At 42.7% G+C, this 19,772-nt stretch carries 15 protein-coding genes and 2 riboswitches; of the genes, 6 read left to right on the top strand and 9 right to left on the bottom strand.

The features are described from left to right. Positions 1-367 precede the first annotated feature (367 nt). From H140_RS0109160 to H140_RS0109145, 4 genes are all read right to left on the bottom strand, one after another. A complete protein-coding gene (locus tag H140_RS0109160; RefSeq protein WP_019673362.1) occupies positions 368-1,840 on the bottom strand; it encodes an MFS transporter in 1,473 nt (490 codons plus the stop codon). 379 nt (positions 1,841-2,219) lie between these two features. Beyond that, on the bottom strand, positions 2,220-3,527 hold the full coding sequence (locus H140_RS0109155; protein ID WP_019673361.1) for an MFS transporter: 1,308 nt from the start codon (positions 3,525-3,527) through the stop codon (positions 2,220-2,222). Positions 3,528-3,639: 112 nt separating this feature from the next. Next, a complete protein-coding gene (locus H140_RS0109150) occupies positions 3,640-5,406 on the bottom strand; it encodes a phospholipase D family protein (protein WP_406947558.1) in 1,767 nt (588 codons plus the stop codon). 197 nt (positions 5,407-5,603) lie between these two features. After that, positions 5,604-6,578, bottom strand: coding sequence for an NAD(P)-dependent oxidoreductase (locus H140_RS0109145; RefSeq protein ID WP_019673359.1), 975 nt, complete (start codon positions 6,576-6,578; stop codon positions 5,604-5,606). Positions 6,579-6,938: 360 nt separating this feature from the next. On the opposite strand from H140_RS0109145, the gene H140_RS0109140 reads away from it, so the two are divergent. The 4 genes from H140_RS0109140 to H140_RS0109125 all read left to right on the top strand — a co-directional run bounded on the left by H140_RS0109140 (position 6,939) and on the right by H140_RS0109125 (position 10,994). After that, positions 6,939-8,216, top strand: a complete 1,278-nt coding sequence (locus H140_RS0109140) for an O-succinylhomoserine sulfhydrylase (protein WP_019673358.1) — start codon at positions 6,939-6,941, stop codon at positions 8,214-8,216. A gap of 222 nt (positions 8,217-8,438) precedes the next feature. Continuing rightward, positions 8,439-8,771 (top strand): YbaB/EbfC family nucleoid-associated protein, encoded by a 333-nt coding sequence (locus tag H140_RS0109135; protein ID WP_019673357.1) that lies wholly within the window; start codon positions 8,439-8,441, stop codon positions 8,769-8,771. A gap of 195 nt (positions 8,772-8,966) precedes the next feature. After that, on the top strand, positions 8,967-9,554 hold the full coding sequence (recR, locus tag H140_RS0109130) for a recombination mediator RecR (protein WP_019673356.1): 588 nt from the start codon (positions 8,967-8,969) through the stop codon (positions 9,552-9,554). Positions 9,555-9,647: 93 nt separating this feature from the next. Further along, the gene (locus H140_RS0109125) at positions 9,648-10,994 is read left to right on the top strand and encodes a ribonuclease D (protein WP_019673355.1); all 1,347 of its coding nucleotides are present in this window, start codon (positions 9,648-9,650) and stop codon (positions 10,992-10,994) included. Here the strand turns inward: H140_RS0109125 and H140_RS0109120 are convergent. The 5 genes from H140_RS0109120 to gcvT all read right to left on the bottom strand — a co-directional run bounded on the left by H140_RS0109120 (position 10,991) and on the right by gcvT (position 17,639). Beyond that, positions 10,991-11,713 (bottom strand): lipase family alpha/beta hydrolase, encoded by a 723-nt coding sequence (locus H140_RS0109120; RefSeq protein ID WP_019673354.1) that lies wholly within the window; start codon positions 11,711-11,713, stop codon positions 10,991-10,993. The genes H140_RS0109125 and H140_RS0109120 overlap by 4 nt on opposite strands. Before the next feature lie 141 nt (positions 11,714-11,854). Beyond that, the gene (gcvP, locus tag H140_RS0109115; protein ID WP_019673353.1) at positions 11,855-14,758 is read right to left on the bottom strand and encodes an aminomethyl-transferring glycine dehydrogenase; all 2,904 of its coding nucleotides are present in this window, start codon (positions 14,756-14,758) and stop codon (positions 11,855-11,857) included. A 104-nt stretch (positions 14,759-14,862) separates the two neighbouring features. After that, complete coding sequence (locus tag H140_RS0109110; RefSeq protein ID WP_019673352.1) at positions 14,863-15,642, bottom strand: nitroreductase family protein; 780 nt, start codon at positions 15,640-15,642, stop codon at positions 14,863-14,865. A 331-nt stretch (positions 15,643-15,973) separates the two neighbouring features. Beyond that, complete coding sequence (gene gcvH / locus H140_RS0109105; RefSeq protein ID WP_019673351.1) at positions 15,974-16,354, bottom strand: glycine cleavage system protein GcvH; 381 nt, start codon at positions 16,352-16,354, stop codon at positions 15,974-15,976. Between the two features lie 139 nt (positions 16,355-16,493). Further along, positions 16,494-17,639 (bottom strand): glycine cleavage system aminomethyltransferase GcvT, encoded by a 1,146-nt coding sequence (gene gcvT, locus H140_RS0109100; RefSeq protein WP_019673350.1) that lies wholly within the window; start codon positions 17,637-17,639, stop codon positions 16,494-16,496. A gap of 171 nt (positions 17,640-17,810) precedes the next feature. After that, a riboswitch (glycine riboswitch) is annotated at positions 17,811-18,004 on the bottom strand. 98 nt (positions 18,005-18,102) lie between these two features. Then, a riboswitch (glycine riboswitch) is annotated at positions 18,103-18,220 on the bottom strand. 164 nt (positions 18,221-18,384) lie between these two features. Here gcvT and H140_RS0109095 point away from each other — a divergent pair. Further along, positions 18,385-18,705 carry a YcgL domain-containing protein gene (locus H140_RS0109095; protein ID WP_026348984.1) on the top strand — a complete coding sequence of 107 codons (321 nt, stop codon included), beginning with the start codon at positions 18,385-18,387 and terminating at the stop codon, positions 18,703-18,705. A gap of 258 nt (positions 18,706-18,963) precedes the next feature. Beyond that, positions 18,964-19,629, top strand: coding sequence for a hypothetical protein (locus H140_RS0109090; protein WP_019673348.1), 666 nt, complete (start codon positions 18,964-18,966; stop codon positions 19,627-19,629). Positions 19,630-19,772 lie beyond the last annotated feature (143 nt).

The following is a 19,772-nucleotide window of genomic DNA, read 5'->3' as shown; positions in this document are numbered from 1 at the left end:
ATGCTGCTTGCAAGGCTTGGAATAGACTTTGTTCCAAGCCCGAGCTCATTCAGTCTATAACTTCTCGTGATTGGATTGGTTTATAGGTTTATTTATGGAATTGGTATAAGTCTGCATTGCGTGAAAATCATCAATAGCAGTTTGTGATTGCTCATCTATCCAGTTGGTCAGCGCTTTAAGCGGTACGTGATATGTAGTTGCTTTGCCAGAGCTGTTGACCGACCCTGGAAAAGGTAGAGAGCCTCCACGAGCCTTACGCTTTAACTCAGTCAGCAATGGTATCTGTCTATTAAAACATGAAATCGAGAATAAAAATATCAAATAAAGCAAAGAAGTTGCCTTAGCTTCATAGAGTAGAGCTTATGACTTACAGCTTGGCTGTTTGAGTATCGATAGTTGTATCTAGCGGTAGCTGATCAAGCGCATTGAACAAAGATAAGTGGTGTAAATAAAATCCCAAAACCACAGTAACTAGGCCAATAAAGGTCAGGTATAAAGCTGGTGAAAAGCTAACAACATTGGTTAAATAATATAAAGTGGTTGGCAGGGCTGTACCAGCAATGGCTGAGGCACAAGTGTAAGTGAGTGACAGCGAGGCCAATCGCACTTGGGTTGGAAACAGTTGCAATAAAATAGAAGGGAACAAGCCGATCATACCACTGCAAAATCCAAGTAACGCATAAAGCAATAAAATATAATCACCATTGCCATAGGACAAATGATTATAAAAAAATAACGCCTGTACTATGAGCGCTAAGGCGGCCACAATCAGTGCTTTACCAGTACCCACTTTATCTGCTAGCAAGCCATAAAACAAACAGCCAATAAGCTGAAATATCAGTCCCAATAAGATGGCATAATTGGTAAAACTAGAAGGTAGGCTAAATTTAATGGCGATTAATTTGGGCAATAACAGCACAGCAACCATGATCAGACTGGCTTGCAAAAACGCAATAAATAAGCTTAAGGTCATCGCAATGGGCTGATTAAAAGTGGGCAACACATTGAGATAATGTGGTGTGCTGCTGCGTTTATTTTTCAGGGTGGTGAAGGCAGGCGTTTCTTGTACAAAGCGCCATAGGTATAAAGAAATTAAGCTAAATACACTGCCGATAATAAAAGGAATGCGCCAACCAAAACTGGTCAGCTCGGTCATACTCAGATTGTTATATAATATTTTTGCTATCAGTACCGCACCAAAGTTACCAGCAATTAGTCCAGCCATTGCCAAACTGCAATAGCTGCTCAGGCTTTGCTTAGCAGCATGCTCAGCGATAAATACCCAGCTTAAGGGTGAGTAAGCGCCAAAGGCCATCCCTTGTAATAAGCGGGTTAGAATAAATAAAACAGGGGCTAATACGCCAACTTGTGCATAAGTGGGCAAACATAAGGTAATCAAGGTGGTGATGGTTAAAAAGCCGATACTAATAAACAACGCCGGTTTACGCCCATGCACATCGCCATAGCGGCCGATGAGTAAGCCACCAATAGGGCGAGATAAAAAGCCTGCACTTAATAATCCAATGGTTTGTAATTGATGTAAAAAAGAATCGGTCAGGGTTGGAAAAAAGGTTTGGTTAATGACGTCGGCTAAATAAAAATAGATTAAAAAATCAAAACAGGCGGCAAAACTGGTAAACACGATAAATGGCAACTGTGATTTTTTAAAAGACCAGTGTGGTTCACTATGAGTTATGAAAGTTTTGTGGTTGTCACTTGTCCTACCTTTAGGCTGATTCCTCCTCCTATCTTTACTTTTGCTTTTGTTTTTGCTGTTATGCTTCGGACTGTCGCTATTGATTGTAGCGAGGGTGGCGTTATCATGATAATTAACAGGCATAGATTTAGGACATCTTTCATTTAAGCACCGTAGGTTAGCATATGACTGCAGTTTGACGGTTGATTATAGAGGAGTGGTGCTTTTTTTAAGTGGGACTCATAGAAGACCGTTAATAAAGAATATCTTGGGTTAACTTGAGTTGTGTGATTGCAATGTAAAAAAAGTAGAATAACAAGAAAAGTAGGATAAATAAACAGTTATGTTGGCAAATGGTCTGAGTTTTTATTATGCTTTTTTACATATTTTTCGGGCTGGCTGTACAAAACACAAGATATAGACGACAAAAGAGGTAGCCTGTATTTTCATAACTGTTTATTTTTATTTAAAAATTAAGTCGATTTTATTTAAATATCAAAGCTTGCAGTTCAAAGCTTTAAGTTCAAAGTTTAAGTGAGGCATCCAAATCTTTAAACTTAGGTAAGCGGAAGATATACAGTCCAATAATAAAGCTAATCAAGCCGACAAAGGTAATATACAGGGCTGGTGAAAAGCTAATAATATTGGTAGCATAACCTAGTCCTAAAGGAAGGGCTGTACCAACAATGGCATAAGTACAATTGTAAGTTAAAGATACTGCGGTTACTCTCAGTTCAGTTGGGAACAGCTGCACTAATATCACAGCGCCCAAGCTGACAATGCCAGTACAAAATGCCAAAATCGCATACATCAATAGAATAAAAGAGCCAGCACTGTTTTCTAAATGATAGTAAAATGCTAACGTCTGTACGATCAACGCAAAAGAGCCAATCATTAGCGCCTTACCTGTGCTACTTTTATCTGCAATTAAACCAAAGAATATACAGCCGATAATCAAAAATAATAAGCTCAAACTATGAGAAAAGTTGAGCATAGACTCATCGACACTAAACTTCATTAAAATTAGGTCAGGGAGCAGTAAAGCAACGACCATGATTAAGCTAGAAATAATAAAGGTCATCAATAGTGCTAAAAAGATAGCGTTACCGCGTTTTAGCGATAAGTCTATCTCCGACATTTTTGGTAAGTATTTTTTTGTTACTTGCTGACAGGTAAAAATAGGTGTTTCATCTAACACATTCCATAGCAATAATGCCACAAAGCTAAGCATAGCGCCCCAGACAAAAGGAATACGCCAGCCGCTTTCAATGAGCTGTTGCTGTGTATGAGTGCTGGTAAGTGCTTCGAACAATAAGTTTGAGCCAAGCTCGCCTAGCATAAAGCTTGCAGTAACGCAGCTTAAATAAGTTGCTAAGTTACTTCTAGGAACATGTTCGGCAATATAAACCCAGCCTAAAGGCGTGTACGCGCCAAAAGCCATGCCTTGAAATAATCGGGCAATAAAAAATAATATTGGTGCCCAAACGCCAGCTTGCGCATATGTCGGTAGCGAGGCGGTGATTAAGGTGGTGATGGCGATGCATAACAAGCTAATTAATAGAGCTGGTTTGCGTCCACTGACATCTGCATAACGACCAATCAGTAAGGCGCCAAGTGGACGTGTTAAATAGCCAGCACTAAATAAACTAATGGCTTGTAGCTTGGCTAACAAAGGATCTTCACTAGAAGGAAAAAAGGTAGTACTGATAATATCTGCCATAAAAAGGTAGATTAAAAAATCAAAAAAAGCCACAGCATTACCATAGCAAATAATTAATAATTGCTTGATGGATAAGGTATTTTGTTTGGTAGATAAGGCAACAAAAGGCATAGTCGTTGTATTCAATAATTAAAGAGTAATGGCTGACATAATTTAAAATAAAATTACGGCTGATTTTACGTTTAATAGTCTTATGGCTTTAAGCTAAAGCTCGAGCAGGCATCTATAACAGCCAGTCTATCGGCATTAACGACATCATATTAATCCAAAAACTGTCCATAAACCCAACATCAGGCTCTTTGTCATAAATCACTGGCACCCCATCTTCAAGCGTCTGCCAGCGTATCTGAGCTTGTGGTGTCAGTACTAAGCGATAGGCCTGTGGCAACAGATCTTCACTGATGGCAGCATGTAACCTGTCTGCCAACTCATCATCTTCGATGATCACGCCCATCTCTGTATTAATGTTCGCAGAGCGGGGATCGACATTATAAGAGCCGATAAACACATGGTGGTCATCTACCGCAAATGCTTTAGCATGTAAGCTGGTAGAGGACTGTGAGCGGGCTCTCCATAGTTTATTTTCGCGTGCTTCAGCGCCTGCGGTTGCTTTGAGCTCATAAATCTCAACCCCAGCTTTTAATAAGGGCACGCGCCACTGAGCATAGCCAGAGTGAACTGCTGCCACATCGGTGGCGTTAAACGAATTAGTGAGTATTCTAACCTGAACGCCTTGTTGTGCAAGTTTGATTAATGTAGCCACGCCATCCTTGGTGGGGACAAAATAAGAAGAAATGATAGATAAATGGGTATCTGGCGTGCCTAGCATCTCTCTGAGTTTAAATACCAGATGACTGTTGGCAGGCGCATTATTAATCAGCTTATCCACATCATCGCTTAAAAAAGTAATGGGCGCCCAACGAAAAGGTACTTGCTTATTAATCAAATCGACATCAATACGTGACTTTTGTTGTGCTTGTAAATAAGTCGTTAGGCTTTGGGTGCGATTGCCTTGTTCATCAAACTTGATCTTGTCAAGATGACGAATAAAGTCAATTTTGCTGGCAGGTGTGGCAATAGGTAAGGCATGGTCTGTTGTATGGGCTTTGAGTTGAGCTTGAGCTGGTTTGTTTAATTTTGCTAACTCACCCGAGGGTCTTACCAAGGTTTGAATATCATAGGCCAAGGGTGAGTGCCAATATTGTTCAAAGCTGTCGGTAATTTCCGCCACCACATCACCGATTAACAGCACGTCAAGATCTGCAAACTGGTTGTATTCATTATTACTTAAATATTCATCGCCCACATTGCGCCCGCCTATGATGCTCAAGCTGCGATCAAAGGTCATGCTTTTGTTGTGCATTCTGTGGTTAATTCGCCGCAAATCGGTTAAGTAGTTAAGGGTTTGTAACTTGCGGTGTGACATGGGGTTGACCAAGCGCACTGCAATATTGGGATGGCTAGCAAAGCGCAACAGATGCTTGTCTAAGGCAGCAGTGTTGTTAAAGTCATCGAGCAAAAAGCGTATGATCACCCCACGCTCAGCCGCTTGCCACAGATGCTTTAATAACAGCTGTCCTGCTTGATCATTGTGCCAAATATAGTATTGCACATCGATGCTTTCACGTGCCATGTCGGTTAACACACTGCGGGCGGCAAAGGCGTTGGAGCCAGTAATGATGGTGTGATAGCCAGACTGATTTGGATGTGACTCGCTTTGTTCGATAATCGACTCGCTAAGGCGCAGCTTTTGTCGCTCTAACTGTGGGTCGGTAACGGGCTGATAATTGGGCACTTGTGCGTTTAATAAGGTGTCGTCAGCCATAGTGTTTGCTTGATTGTAATGGGCATCTAACAAGTTACTTAAACGCACGCTTTTGGCAATATGCGGCTGCTGTGGCAAGCTATTACAGGCGGTTAATAACACAAAAAGCAGGGGGAGTAGGCATATTTTAACCAGATTATAAATACCTGTCTGATGCATCGTTATATTCAGCTGCTTTAAACTAAGTTGCTTTATAGCCAACCGTTTTAATATTAGTTGGTCAAAAGTTAGCCTTTTAAAAACAGGCCACTGAATTAAAACAGACCACTGAGTGAAAAAAGGCATGACAAAATGCTGGCTAGAGCTTTGTGGTCGGCCAGATGCATTGTTTTGAGAGTCCGTTAACTTATTTTTCAAAATAATCATGCCTTTTTGTCGTTACTGTTCTTTGGCGTCTGCAACTGTTTAGAATCCTCAATATTAATACCGGTTAGCATCTCATAAAACTTAGCAAACTCTGAAAAATCGACTGCCCCTGGTGGGTGCTGATTGCTGGCTGCTCGAATCAAGCTCGCCACCTGTGCCATTACTGGGGTGGGTACGTTTTCTGCTGTTTGTAAGTCTATTGCAATGCCACAGTCTTTCGCCATCAAATCTAAGGTAAAGGTTTTGGGAAATGTTCGATTAACAATACGATCAGGAAAAGTGGCTAGGGTAGCAAAGCTTTGACCACTGGCCTTGTTGAGACAGCTTAAAGCGGCGCTGGGATTAACGCCATGTGCTTTTAGCACACTTAATCCTTCTGCTGCGGCCCAAGCGTTGATAGCAAATAAGGTGTTGTTCACTGCTTTGACCGCAAAGCCTGCGCCCAAGCCGCCGACATGCACAATTAGACCAGCAAAGCAGTCAATGGCTGGCTTGGCATAATCAAGGGCAGCAGCTTCTGCGCCGACCATAACTGTGAGGGTGCCAGCATCTGCTCCAGAAGTTTGTCCAGAGACCGGGGCATCAATAAATTGGCAACCAATGGCATTTAATTTGTGTTGACTTTGTTTGGCTTGATCTGGCACGCCACTGGTGCAGTCTACCCAAACACTGCCAGGCTGCATATGTGGTAACGCCTGTTCAATAATGGCATCGACAACATCACTGGTGGGCAAACAAGAAAAAATAACATCGGCGCTCACAGCCTGCGCCAAGCTTACCGCTTGAGTGCCAAACTGTTTGGCGTGGGCTTCAGCAGTTTCAAAGCTGCGGTTCCAAACCATAACAGTCTCAAACTCACCGACTAAATGCTTGGCCATCTGATAACCCATAGCGCCAAGACCCAAAAAACTGACGCTTTGAATTGGCTGGGTAGGGATAAAATGTTGAGTCGAAGTGTGTGCTGTGTCCATCAGTCATTTCCTTTGGCAATAGAGTTGATTTTTAATATTTAAAAACAGAATAGCGTTAACCTAGATTAGAAGGTTAAACTAACATAAAACCTGTCATCTATTTGCTAAAATAGCTTATTTATGATTACTCTGTAAACTGTATCCTATTTTATGGGTTAGCGTTTACTTTTTACATTGTTATTTTTACATTGTTATTTGTTTTCTATTCTCTGCTATTGAATTGACTCGTCATTGTTTTGCTGTTTATTTTGATGACCTGTTATTGATTATTTATTACTTTTATTATTACTTAATTATTCTATTGTGATATCCACATATTTTATTATTTCTTTTATCTAAGACAACTGGCTGACGGACACTATGACAGACACCCAAAAAAATCAAAATCAAGCAACCACCAGACTGGATTCTAATTGGTGCAGCGATGCATTAGATTTGACCCAAGACTACGGCATGCAAACCATAGCCGTTCGTGCTGGGCAGCACCGCAGCGATGAAGGTGAGCACAATGATCCTATCTATACCACCAGCTCCTATGTGTATGCTTCAGCGGCGGATGCAGCCGCTCACTTTAATGGTAGCAAAACAGGCAATGTCTACTCTCGCCATACCAATCCAACAGTGCGCACCTTTGAGCGTCGCTTGGCTGCCTTAGAAGGCGCAGAGCGTGCGGTGGCAACGGCGTCAGGCATGGGTGCTATTTTGACCATGTGCTTGGCGTATTTGCAACAAGGCGATCATGTTGTGGCTGCCAAACAGTTATTTGGCTCTTCTGTGGGGCTATTTAACAACCTTATGAGCAAGTTTGGTGTCAGCGTTACTTATGTTGATTGCTTCGACAATGAGGCTTGGGCGCAGGCAGTTGAGCCGAATACCAAATTGCTGTTTTGTGAAACGCCAAGTAATCCACTGGGGCAAATTGCTGATTTAAAAGCCATTAGTCAAATCGCACATGCAAACGATGCCTTATTTGTGGTGGATAACTGCTTTGCGACGCCGGCCATTCAGCGGCCTTTAGAGTTGGGTGCAGATGTGGTGATTCATTCAGCGACCAAATATATTGATGGGCAAGGACGGGTGCTTGGCGGTGCGTTGGTTGGTAGTGATGATCTGATGCAGCAAGCCTTTGTAGTGGTGCGTTCTGGCGGTATCAGTATGAGCCCGTTTAATGCGTGGGTATTCATTAAAGGCTTAGAAACCTTAAACTTACGCATGCAGGCGCACTGTGATAATGCCAATAAAATCGCAGCCTTTTTAGAGTCGCATCCTAATGTCAGCAAGGTGCATTTCTCAGGGTTGCCTAGCCACCCCATGCATGCGCTTGCCAAGCAGCAGCACCATAGAGCCAACTGTTTTGGTGCCATCATGGGCTTTGAAGTCAAAGCTATTGGTGAGCATACGCAGCAATCAGCCGCTTGGCATGTGATTGATAGCACGCAAATGGTTTCTATTACCAATAACCTTGGCGATGCCAAAACCACAGTGACGCATCCAGCAACCACCACTCATTTTAGAATCTCACAACAAGCCCGTGATGAAGCTGGCGTGACGAATGCTTTAATTCGCTTGTCGGTAGGACTTGAGGATGTGGATGATATTATTGCTGACTTAGCACGTGGTTTAGACAGCTTAAGTTAATAGATTGCTAACTTAAAATATAATTGCTCACTTAAAATATAATTGCTCACTTAAAATATAATTGCTTCCTTAAAGCACAGTTGCAAACTTAAAGCATAAGAGTGGCATTTACTTTAGACAGCACGCAGAGTTATCAGTATAATAAAGTCACTGATGGCGATTGCCATGTTCCTAATTCGCACGTTTTTAAATTCGTAAGTAATGACTTTATATGAGGTAAATATGAATATTCAAGCTTTAATGCAGCAAGCACAAGCCATGCAAAAGCAAGTGGAAGCCAATGTTGAAAAAGCAAAAAAAGAGCTTGCTGACAAAGAAGTGCAAGCTGAAGCTGGTAACGGTTTGGTAAAAGTAACCATGACAGGCCGTCATGTGGTGAAGCGTTTGTCGATTGACCCAAGTTTATTGGAAGATGAGCCTGATTTGATTGAAGACTTGATTGCGGCTGCTATCAATGCAGCAGTGACGAAAGCCGATGAGCTTTCTGATAAAACCTTGGCTGATGCTACTAGCGGCATGGGCTTACCACCAGGCATGCAAGGTCTATTTGGCTAATAACTTGTTTGGCTAACTGATCATTTGTTTGCCAGTAAGTGGGATAACACGCTCAGCTTATGGCTTCGATAGCCAACCAGGTAGGGTGGTAATTTTTTGAGTTACCTCCCTTTTTTTATGTTGTCGCCGCACCAATCTATTAGTTAATGTTAGATTGTTAGTTGCTGTTAAACGAAAAAAGATAAAGGTGATTGATTGTTAACCGAAAAATTTGATAATTTGGTTAAGCAGCTGCGGGTATTACCCGGTGTGGGTCAAAAGACCGCACAAAGAATGGCGCTGCATCTGCTTAATGGCAAGCGTCCACAAGGGATAGCACTAGCGCAGGCGCTGGATGTGGCGATGCACGATATTATAGAGTGTCGCCAGTGCCATTCGTTCAGTGATGACGAGGTATGTCCGATCTGTTTGGACCCACGTCGTGATGACAGTCTGCTGTGCGTGGTTGAAACTGCTGCGGATGTGATGGCTATTGAACAGACAGCGGGATATCGTGGTCGCTATTTTGTGCTCGGTGGTCATCTATCACCACTTGATGGCATCAATGCCGATGATTTAAATATTGATCAGCTGGTAAATCGATTGAAGACGACGCAAGTTGATGAGTTGATTTTGGCAACCAGTACCACAGTTGAAGGACAGACCACAGCTCACTTTATTGCTGAGGCAGTGCGCCGTCATGTGGGTAAGGTGACACGTATTGCACAAGGTATCCCGATGGGCGGTGAACTTGAATATTTGGACAGTATGACCTTATCGCAGGCGCTACAAAATAGATCTTAATGTGTGTTTATTTAGCTTCCTCCATTAAGTGCCACTGAGTGCTTGCACAGTTACTGTACATTATTTTATTTATAAAAAAGAAAGAAGGCTTTTATGACTCAGTCCACGCAACACTCGCCATCTCATGTAAACGCAAAGGAGTCTGCTGATGCTAACAAACCAAAGCTGGCGTCTATTTATGATGACAGTAAGTTGCTTGATATCGATCGTATCCAGCGTGAGTTGCAAGCGTCAACCGATCTGCCAGTGTATTGGGTATCAGACTTCGATGGGCTAGAGGCTTGCTTAGATGACTTAGAGACCCAAGATCGTATTGCGCTGGACACAGAGTTTATTAAGCGCAGTACTTATTTTCCCATTTTGGCATTGGTACAGATCAATACTGGTGAAACCATCTATTTAATCGATGCGCCTAAGCTAGACTTGACTGAGTTTTGGGTGGTGTTAGAAGAAATGCCACAGATGATTTGGCATGCCTGTGGTGAGGATTTGGGTATTTTTTATCTGCTCTCTGATAGCCCGGCTTTAACCAATGTGTTTGATACTCAAATTGCGTTGGCATATTTAACCGGTCAATTGCAGATGGGCTATCAGCAAGCGGTTCATCAAGAGCTTAATATTCAATTGGAAAAAGGTGAAAGTCAATCTAACTGGCTACTGCGCCCATTAAGCCAGGAGCAAGAAAGCTATGCCATTGATGATGTGCGCTACTTACTCAATCTGTATGATATTTTGCAGCAGCAATTACAAAAAACAGGTCTATTTGATAAGGTGGTTGAAGACTGTCAACTGTATGCCAAAGAGCTGTATGAGTCAGCCAATATCGAAGATGACGCCACTTATTTGGCGATGGCAGATTTTCGCTATACCAGTGAGCAGTTGGCCGTATTGCAGGCGGTATCTAGCTGGCGTGAGGCGTTGGCACGGGCGACCAATCAGCCAAAAACCTTTATATTAAAGAAGCAAGCTGTACGTGAAGTGGTGCTTGAGATGCCCACGACTATGAAGCAATTGACACAAAAAACCACCATGCAGCGCAACATGGCTCGCCTTTATGGTGATGAGCTACTGCAAGTGATTAACCAAGCCCGCCATCTAGATGAGCAAGAGCGTCCTGCATGTATTTTGCCTCCTTATCGCTCAAAAGATAAGACAGTTTCTAAAGCAGTAGATACAGCGGTAAAAGCGTATGCGGCTAAGGTTGGTGTGCCTGCCAATGTGTTAATGCGCAAAAAGTGGATAGCACAATTATATGAAATCGTCGCTTATGATTTGCCATTATCTGAGCTACCAGAAGGCTTGCAAGGTTGGCGTTATCAGTGGGTCACCCAAACGCTAATTCCACTGATTACTACCCATAAAGAAGCCCTCAAAGCAGGTATGAGTATGGCTGAGGATTCTGACTCTAATAATGAGTCTAATACAGAATCTGACAGCTAACGCTTGAAGCGCCCGTGTAGTAAAAAATAAGAGGTCTGATCAGCCACTGTTTTGTTAATCAGCATACCTGTATGCGACACGGGTAACACCAAATGATCACGGGCGTTGGGTAGCCGTGTTTCACTGACAAATACCGTACCATCATGTTCGCTTTGCTCAGCGGTAAGCTTGGCTTTGCGCTTATAATGATTTAAAAATAACTGTCCTAATCCATGCGGCGAGTTGCCTGCAATCACACCCAAACTTATCCGATCTGGCAAAGGTGCGCTAGTGCCATCTAGTGCGCCTTGATACGCCTTACCGACGGCAGCCGGCAGCAACTTACTAATATAATCAGCACTGACGCTGCCATTGTGCGGCGTACCTAAGGTAACGCAGCGCCCGATTGACCAATGCGGATAGCGCTCAATAAAGTCACGTATCACCAAGCCGCCTAAGCTATGACCTACCAAATACAGCATATCATTTGGATTGTAATGCGCTTCTAGCCACAGATTTAAGCTGCGGCTGTGCTCAGCAATGGGCGCACTTAAGCTATGATAATCATGCAGATGAGTCTGAAAGCCTTGCGCTTTTAAACGTCTACCTAAAACTGACATGATAAAGCCACGCTGGTGTAGGCCATGAATGAGCACCACCAAGGGTAGGTTGATTCTAGCAACGGGAAGTGCGTCTGGTGCGTCAAGATATGACGGTGTCATAATAACGGGTTGTGGCATAGTGATATCTTTTTTATCAGATGAACAAGCTTTACGTTAAACAAAAACATCCTGCAAATCAAGTGCTGATTTGCAGGATGTTAGGTCAATCAAAACAGTTATGGTAGGGCTGATAATTCGTTCAATTATCCAGCAAAAATCCTACATGTAGTTCTCAATACTTGGGCAGCTACACATTAGATTTTTGTCACCATACACATCATCAATACGACCCACAGACGGCCAGAACTTATGTTGACGAATATAGTCTAATGGGAAGGCGGCTGTATCACGGCTGTATGGATGTGACCACTCATCGGCAGTAATAACAAATGCAGTGTGTGGTGCATTAACCAGAGGATTATCCTCAAGCGTCCAGCCATCTGTGCCTGCTTTAACTTTTAACGCTTCTTGCTTGATGGTTTTTAGCGCATCAATAAAGCGGTCTAGCTCATGCTTGGCTTCTGACTCTGTTGGCTCAATCATCAAAGTACCTGCCACTGGGAAGCTCATGGTTGGCGCATGGAAGCCATAATCCATCAAGCGCTTGGCAATGTCCGCTTCTGTGATGCCAGTTTCTTCTTTTAATGGGCGAATGTCGATGATACATTCATGTGCCACACGACCATTATTACCTGTATATAAGATTGGGTAATCATCTTGCAGCTGGCTGGCAACATAGTTAGCATTTAATAAGGCAGACTTAGTGGCAGCAAGAAGTCCGTCACCACCCATCATGGTGATATACATCCATGAGATAGGTAAGATGCTGGCTGAGCCATAAGGTGCGGCTGATACCGCAGTGGTTTGTTGCGTAGCATTAAAGACAGGTGTGACACTGTGATTGGCCTTAAATGGTGCAAGATGTGATTTCATGCCGATAGGCCCCATGCCTGGACCACCACCACCGTGTGGGATGCAGAAGGTTTTGTGTAGGTTCATGTGTAGCACGTCTGCGCCCACTTCAGCAGGCTGCATTAAGCCTACCTGAGCGTTCATATTTGCGCCATCCATATATACCTGACCACCATGCTCATGGATCAAGGTACAGATGTCACGGATACCTGGCTCAAACACACCATGAGTTGATGGATAAGTAATCATCAACGCACCCAGATTGTCGCTATGCTCTTCACACTTGGCTTTTAGGTCATTAATGTCAACGTTACCATTGTCATCAGTGGCAACTACGACTACTTTCATACCCATCATATTGGCTGTGGCAGGGTTGGTACCGTGCGCTGATTTTGGAATTAAGCACACATTACGGTTGGTTTCACCCAGTGACTCATGATAACGGCGAATAGCAAGCAGACCTGCATACTCACCAGAAGCACCTGAGTTTGGCTGCATAGAGATGTCATCAAAACCAGTGATCGCTTTTAGCTGCTCTTGCAAGCTTGCAATCATATCTAGATAACCAGTCACTTGGTCACGTGGTGCAAAAGGATGTACATTGGCAAACTCATTCCAAGTGATCGGTAGCATTTCGCTGGTGGCATTTAGCTTCATGGTACAGCTACCTAGCGAAATCATACTACGGTTCATCGCCAGATCTTTGTCTTCTAGCTTTTTCAGATAGCGCAGCATCTCATGTTCAGTATGATGCGAGTTAAAGACAGGATGAGACAGGATGTCATCAGTACGTAGAACAGAAGTATCTAATGAAACTTTAGCGTTTGTTGGCAGGGGATGTGCTTTATTAGTAAACAACTGAGTTAGGATTTCAAAATCAGTTTGGTCACTGGTCTCAGAGAAAGAAACTGCTAATTTGGTATCGCCTTCACGCCATAAGTTGTAGCCCACGTTATCAGCGTTTTCAAAGATTTGAGTGGCCAGTTTTTCTGAACCACAATCAATTAATATCGTATCAAAGATTTGATCATGGACGACTTTAAGGTCAGCACCAGCGGCTTTGATGGCATCACTAAAGGCAGTCGCTAGCGCATGGATACGGGTTGCAATGCGTTTTAGACCTTCTGGGCCATGGTAGACGGCATACATACCCGCTAAATTGGCGAGCAGCACTTGTGAGGTACATATATTAGAGTTGGCTTTTTCGCGGCGAATATGTTGTTCACGGGTTTGCAGCGCCATGCGTAGGGCGGTATTACCTTGAGCATCCTTAGACACACCAATGATACGACCAGGTGCTGAGCGTTTTGCTTTATCTGTAAAAGCAAAATATGCAGCATGTGGACCACCAAAGCCCATTGGGATACCAAAGCGCTGGGTACTACCTAAGGCAACATCAGCCCCCATGTCAGCGGGTGACTTTAATAGTACTAAGCTCATGATGTCACTGACTACTAAGGCGTAGGTTTTGTTTGCTTTAACTGCCGTGATGACCTCGGTCAAGTCAACCACGTCACCCTCACGCCCTACATACTGAAAAATAGCACCGAAAAAGTCACCAGACTTAGCGGTTTCAAAGTCGCCAACTACTACTTCCCAACCAAAATATTTTGCACGAGTTTTGATCACATCTAGTGTCTGCGGATAGATACGCTCATCAACAAAGAATTGATTTGATTTATTTTTGCTGACACGTTTGGCCATTGCCATACCTTCAGCAGCAGCAGTGGCTTCATCAAGAAGTGAGGCACCTGCCATTTCAAGACCGGTTAAATCAATACAGACCTGTTGGAAGTTTAATAAAGCTTCTAAGCGGCCTTGTGAGATTTCAGCTTGATAGGGTGTGTAGGCTGTGTACCAGCCTGGATTTTCCAACACGTTGCGCTGGATAACAGCGGGCATGCGTACTGGCGAGTAGCCTTGACCGATATAGCTTTTGTTAACTGTAATCTTGTCAGCCATCGCGCGCAGTTTCGCCAGCGCATTGTGCTCGCTCATGGCAGGGGGTAAATCAAGCTTGCGGTTCATACGCACCGCTTCAGGTACGGTATCTGCAATAAAGCTGTCTATATCTTCATAACCGATGGCTTTTAGCATTTCTGCTTGATCGTTAGCACCAGAGCCTAGATGTCTGGCGACAAAACGTGCTTCATCAAATAGCCCATCAAAAGATAAGCCATTACTGGTATGGGTTGAATTTAGTGAAGTCATGGTTGTCCTTTGTGTTAAGTTGGTAGTCAAGCTAAAGTAGCTGTTTATTAATAGTTGTTAAAAATATCTTAATTTTAACTAGAGATACTCTATTTTAAAGATACTTAAATTTCTTTAACAAACTGATCATAATCGAAGCGAAATTGGCTGTGGTAAATGCCATTGTCTGCTCGTTCACCAGCAGCAATCATCATAACCACATGATGGTGCTTCCCTAATTTTAATAAACGCTTTAGTGCAGGTTCGTCAAATCCACCCATAGGGCAGCTATCGAAGCCATGAGCACGAAGGGCTAGCATTAAGTTTTCCGCTGCAAGTGCTGTATTGTTTGTTGCCCAGTTTTTGATGTCATCAAATGTATAATAAGGGGTTTTAACGGGTCCTTTAAGCTGTCTGACAGCCTTTGTCATACCACGTTTAGCCAATGAAACAACGCCACCAGGTCCACGCAAAAAGTCTAATGGAACTATTTTTTCATAGTAGGTACGTACTCTTTTTGGTGCAGGACCATCAGGGAATTTGCGAATATTTTGTTTGGCATGCTCTCGCCATGTATCGGTTCTAGCAACAACTGCGATAAGCTTATTTGCTGTCCTAGCTGCATTTTGATTCATGCAGATTTTATTTGCTTTAGCCCGCTTTTCTGGTGTGTTGATAATATAAAACTCCCAAGGTTGCAGGTTGCTTGAGTTAGGTGCGAGCATGGCTAAGCGAAGACAGTCACGCAGTACATCATCAGGAATAGGGGTATCCGTAAATTTGCGCACAGAGCGACGTGACTCTACTACCTCTGTAAAAGCTGCTAAACGAGCAGCATCTTGCGCTTGCAGACCGTCATAGCTAAGGGTGCTTTGTGGCTGAGATGGCTGAGATGAATGTGACATAACAATTATCCCTAATTGGTGGTTAATAAGACGGGGAGTAAACATGCGATTAGGGCGCATTGTCTTATATTGCATAAGACAATGCTGAATTAAGCCAATATATGGCATATACAATAGCTAAGAAAGTTTTAAATAAATGCTAGAAAAGTCTTAGCTGTGGCATTAGATAATTTTTTAGATAAAAGTATCACAGTATGGGTGACAACTGATAATATAGTCACAGCCATATAAAAGAGTTACAGCGTTAACCTCGTTTAGCCTACTTCAGTAGTAAGTAGTACTTGCACTCGGTTGCCTTGCAACTCATTTATCTGGCTACAAATATAGCTTGTTACAGCTCAGTTTGATATTCTTCAGCTGTCATTAAGTCTTCATAATCAGCAACATTATCAGGCTTAATGCGATACATCCAGCCATCACCGTATGGGTCTGTGTTGATAACTTCTGGATCATCTTCTAGTGCTTCATTGATCGCCACAACTTCCCCAGTGATAGGGGCATAGACATCAGAGGCTGCTTTGACAGATTCAACAACCGCCACCTCATCATCAACAGCAACGGTATCGCCAACATCAGGTAATTCAACGTAAACGATATCACCTAAGGCTTCTTGTGCATGGTCAGTGATGCCAATAGTAATGGTGCCGTCATCTTCTAAGCGTAACCACTCGTGGCTTGCTACATACTTTAACTCACTTGGTATATTACTCATAGGTTTCTCCAATTTTGGTAGAGGGGGTGGGGGAAAACGATTGATAAAAACTTATCATAGCTTAACTGTATTTAAAATAAACCAATTAAAATAAATTAAAAGCTAAAATGGGCTGCAATAAATAAATGGGTTAAAAAAATTAGTCAAATTGCTTTTGGCCGTTACGTACAAAAGGCAGCTTTAATACGCGCAAATCAACAAACTTGCCTTTACCGCGCAAATCAACTTGCACGCTGTCTTCATCGCTAAGAGTGGCCGGAACACGGGCAATGGCGATTGACTGTTTTAGGCTCGGTGAGAAAGTACCACTGGTGATGGTGCCAGTTTGTTCATTGTCAGTGCCTTGGTTAATGGTCACAGTCATGCCTTCACGCAACACGCCACGGGTTTCTAGTAATAAACCCACTTGCTTCATAGCAGTGCCGTCTTCTTTAGACTGTTTGCGCTTATTAACCAGCGCCTCACGACCGATAAAGTCACGCTCATCTTTTAACGCCAACGTCCAGCCCATATTGCACTCATAAGGACTGGTAGTCTCATCCATATCGTGACCATATAGGTTCATGCCAGCTTCCATGCGCAAGGTATCACGAGCGCCAAGGCCGGCAGGTTTAATGCCATTTTCTAATAATAAACTATAAAAGGCCTGTGCTTGCTCACCTGGCAAGATGACTTCTACACCATCTTCACCTGTGTAGCCCGTACGTGCCACAAACCAGTTATCGCCTTCGATATCAGTCAAGTCAGCACCAACAAATGGCTTAATGGTATCTAGTGTTTCTGTCCATTCAGGCTTGGCTTGTTTTAGTTTAGCAACCGCTTGTGGGCCTTGAACCGCAAGCATGGCAAGCTCAGGACGCTCAGTTAACTCAACGTCAAATTCAGCGGCAACTTTGTTAAATTGTGCCAGGTCTTTGTCACGAGTGGCTGCGTTTGAGACGATGCGGTACTTAGTTTCTGCTTCGTTCATTAAGTAGACAATCAGGTCATCAATAATGCCGCCTTCTTCATTTAGCATGGCAGAGTATAAGGCTTTACCAACGGTTTTTAGTTTGGCAACATCGTTAGCAAGTAGCTTTTGCAGCCATGCTTTTGACTCTTTACCTGCTACGTCAGTGATGACCATGTGTGATACATCAAACATACCAGCATCGGTACGGACGGCCTCATGTTCATCAATTTGAGATCCATAATGAATGGGTAATTCCCAGCCTGAGAAGTCAACCAGCTTGCCGCCAGCGTCTATATGAGATTGATAAAAAGGCGTACGTTGTAATGTGCTCATGACAAATCCTTGTGGTTTTTGTAAACTTGTGGTTGAAATACAACCCTAAAAAATATAAAAAAAAGGGCAAATAAGCCAATAAGAACTATCTATCTGTACCCAAGCTGTGTCCAAAAGCAATACATATCGCTTTGGTGCAGCTTGCACTGATGAGATACCTTCATTGATTTATTTGCCCCATCTGTCCTGTTACCTGAGATTTTCAATAGTTTAGTTTTAAATATCCAGTTGCTATCATTAGATATTCAAGCCAGTAGATATTCAAGCAGATTACCTAAAACTAAGCTATCTTTTCCCCTTCGGTGGACACAAGCTAGTGCTTCTCGTGTAGCACTTTGTTTGTATCTCTCTCCAGATTTGTCATTTTGATTCCAAAGTCTATTAGCCAACATAAAAAGGATTGATATGCTAGTTAATAGTGACTTTGAAATAAGTCTTAGCGTATTTATTTGTTGCTAAGATAATGAGTCTTTCAGTCCGGTTACCTGAGCGATTGGCAGGGTGCTTACGCCTTCGGTGGCAGTCATAGTCGCTACTGTCTAACGACGGTATAGGCTACTGCGCTCTCCTGAATAACAGTGCTATTATGAAAGGTGTTACACTATTTTACAAGTGACAAATTTTACCGTTTTTAATTGAAGGCTGACGGGTTGAGCGTTAATAAGCGTTGAAGCAACCCTAAGCTGGCTCAAGGCGTGTTACAATAGCGGCTGATAACAAGTTTCTGTAAAAGGTACTATTTGATATGCATTGCGACATTTATAAATTCCCTAAGCACAGTGAAATGTATGTCTATATCGCTCGTCCTGACTATCCCAATGATACTGATGAAATAAAAGACTGGCTAGGCGTATTACCAAAAGAGCTGCGCCAAAGCTTAGGTGAAGCCAAGTTTTTGATGCATTTGGATTTGGCAGAGACCAAAAGGTTGGCTCGAGTTGATATACATGAAGTAATGGCTAAACTTGACGCCCAAGGCTATTTTGTACAGACACCGCCGTCAGATGTCCTGTTAGCCCAAGCGCAAGCACGTATGAAAGAGTCACAAGACAATCGTTACGATTAATTGTGCTAGAGCATGTCTCTAGTAGTGAGTCATATTAAAATAGTGGGTCATATTAAAATAGTGAGTAACATCAAATCAGCGACAGCTAATAACGACACCTAAGTGGTTTTAGATATGTTTCAGTTAAGATAGTTTTTGTTTTTTGTCAAAATACATTTAAAATGTGGCAGGTTTATTATTGAGTAAGTCATGATAGAATATAACCGATAAAATCGAAGATTTAATCTTAACCAATTTTAATTTTAGACTGAGCATTGCATGGACTGGTTACGCAACATAGTTTCTAATTTACCACTAGATGACATCAGCGAGGTGGCAAGCCGAGTGACAATTTGGTGGAGTCACTTTGTAGCAGATGTGCCGCCTGATATGTTGCCTATGTATGCTTATATTGGGTTTTCGGCGATAGTATTATTGCTTTGGCTATTTGTGGTCAAAGTCTTGCCAAGCCCAATTGGCGGTATGAGTTGGATGGCAATATTTGCTATTTTGTTTGCGCCTGGGTCAGCGACGGGGAATTCAGGTGAGGTAGCACCAGCCAGTATAGGTGTGCTATATAGCCTATTGATGAAAGAGCCGGGGATGGCAATGCGCAACTTGCTGCCAATTTTGGTGGTATTTTCTGCTGGTATGATGCTAGGCTTTATTTGGCAAATGATCAAAAGTATCATTGAATCAAATATTGAAAAAACCAGTGATTCACCTCGTATTGATGAACAGCAAAAATTGCAATTGGCGTCAGGTAATTATGCGCAGTTGACTGATGAGGTTGATACTGAGCTAAGCAATAACAAAGAACTAAGCAACAATAGAAAAGAAGAGATGTTAGCTAAGCCAGCAGATCGTCCAGTACAACAGCCATCTACTATTAGCAGTGAACAGGTTGCTAATGAACAGGCTGCCAACAAGCCAGAGGATAGCTAGGGTGCTGCAATTGGTCCTTGGCGATTGATGGGCTAAAAATGTCTATATTCTCTGAAAAAATTTACTTTTATTAACAAAAATCTATTTCATTTTTAGCCAAACCAACCAAATAGAGATGCGCCCTAGTTGTTTTTAATATGCTT

It is taken from the genome of Psychrobacter lutiphocae DSM 21542, assembly GCF_000382145.1.
Lineage (GTDB): Bacteria > Pseudomonadota > Gammaproteobacteria > Pseudomonadales > Moraxellaceae > Psychrobacter > Psychrobacter lutiphocae.
Note: the sequence above shows the minus strand (reverse complement) of the source record. Positions and strands in the feature narration are given on the sequence as shown.

Excerpts from the sequence above, each read along its gene's own strand:
- H140_RS0109155 (WP_019673361.1), bottom strand. The coding sequence starts at position 3,527 with ATGCCTTTTGTTGCCTTATCTACCAAACAAAATACCTTATCCATCAAG.
- H140_RS0109095 (WP_026348984.1), top strand. The coding sequence starts at position 18,385 with ATGCATTGCGACATTTATAAATTCCCTAAGCACAGTGAAATGTATGTC.
- gcvH (WP_019673351.1), bottom strand. The coding sequence starts at position 16,354 with ATGAGTAATATACCAAGTGAGTTAAAGTATGTAGCAAGCCACGAGTGG.
- H140_RS0109160 (WP_019673362.1), bottom strand. The coding sequence starts at position 1,840 with ATGCCTGTTAATTATCATGATAACGCCACCCTCGCTACAATCAATAGC.
- H140_RS0109110 (WP_019673352.1), bottom strand. The coding sequence starts at position 15,642 with ATGTCACATTCATCTCAGCCATCTCAGCCACAAAGCACCCTTAGCTAT.
- H140_RS0109145 (WP_019673359.1), bottom strand. The coding sequence starts at position 6,578 with ATGGACACAGCACACACTTCGACTCAACATTTTATCCCTACCCAGCCA.
- H140_RS0109120 (WP_019673354.1), bottom strand. The coding sequence starts at position 11,713 with ATGCCACAACCCGTTATTATGACACCGTCATATCTTGACGCACCAGAC.
- H140_RS0109135 (WP_019673357.1), top strand. The coding sequence starts at position 8,439 with ATGAATATTCAAGCTTTAATGCAGCAAGCACAAGCCATGCAAAAGCAA.
- gcvT (WP_019673350.1), bottom strand. The coding sequence starts at position 17,639 with ATGAGCACATTACAACGTACGCCTTTTTATCAATCTCATATAGACGCT.
- H140_RS0109090 (WP_019673348.1), top strand. The coding sequence starts at position 18,964 with ATGGACTGGTTACGCAACATAGTTTCTAATTTACCACTAGATGACATC.
- H140_RS0109125 (WP_019673355.1), top strand. The coding sequence starts at position 9,648 with ATGACTCAGTCCACGCAACACTCGCCATCTCATGTAAACGCAAAGGAG.
- gcvP (WP_019673353.1), bottom strand. The coding sequence starts at position 14,758 with ATGACTTCACTAAATTCAACCCATACCAGTAATGGCTTATCTTTTGAT.
- H140_RS0109140 (WP_019673358.1), top strand. The coding sequence starts at position 6,939 with ATGACAGACACCCAAAAAAATCAAAATCAAGCAACCACCAGACTGGAT.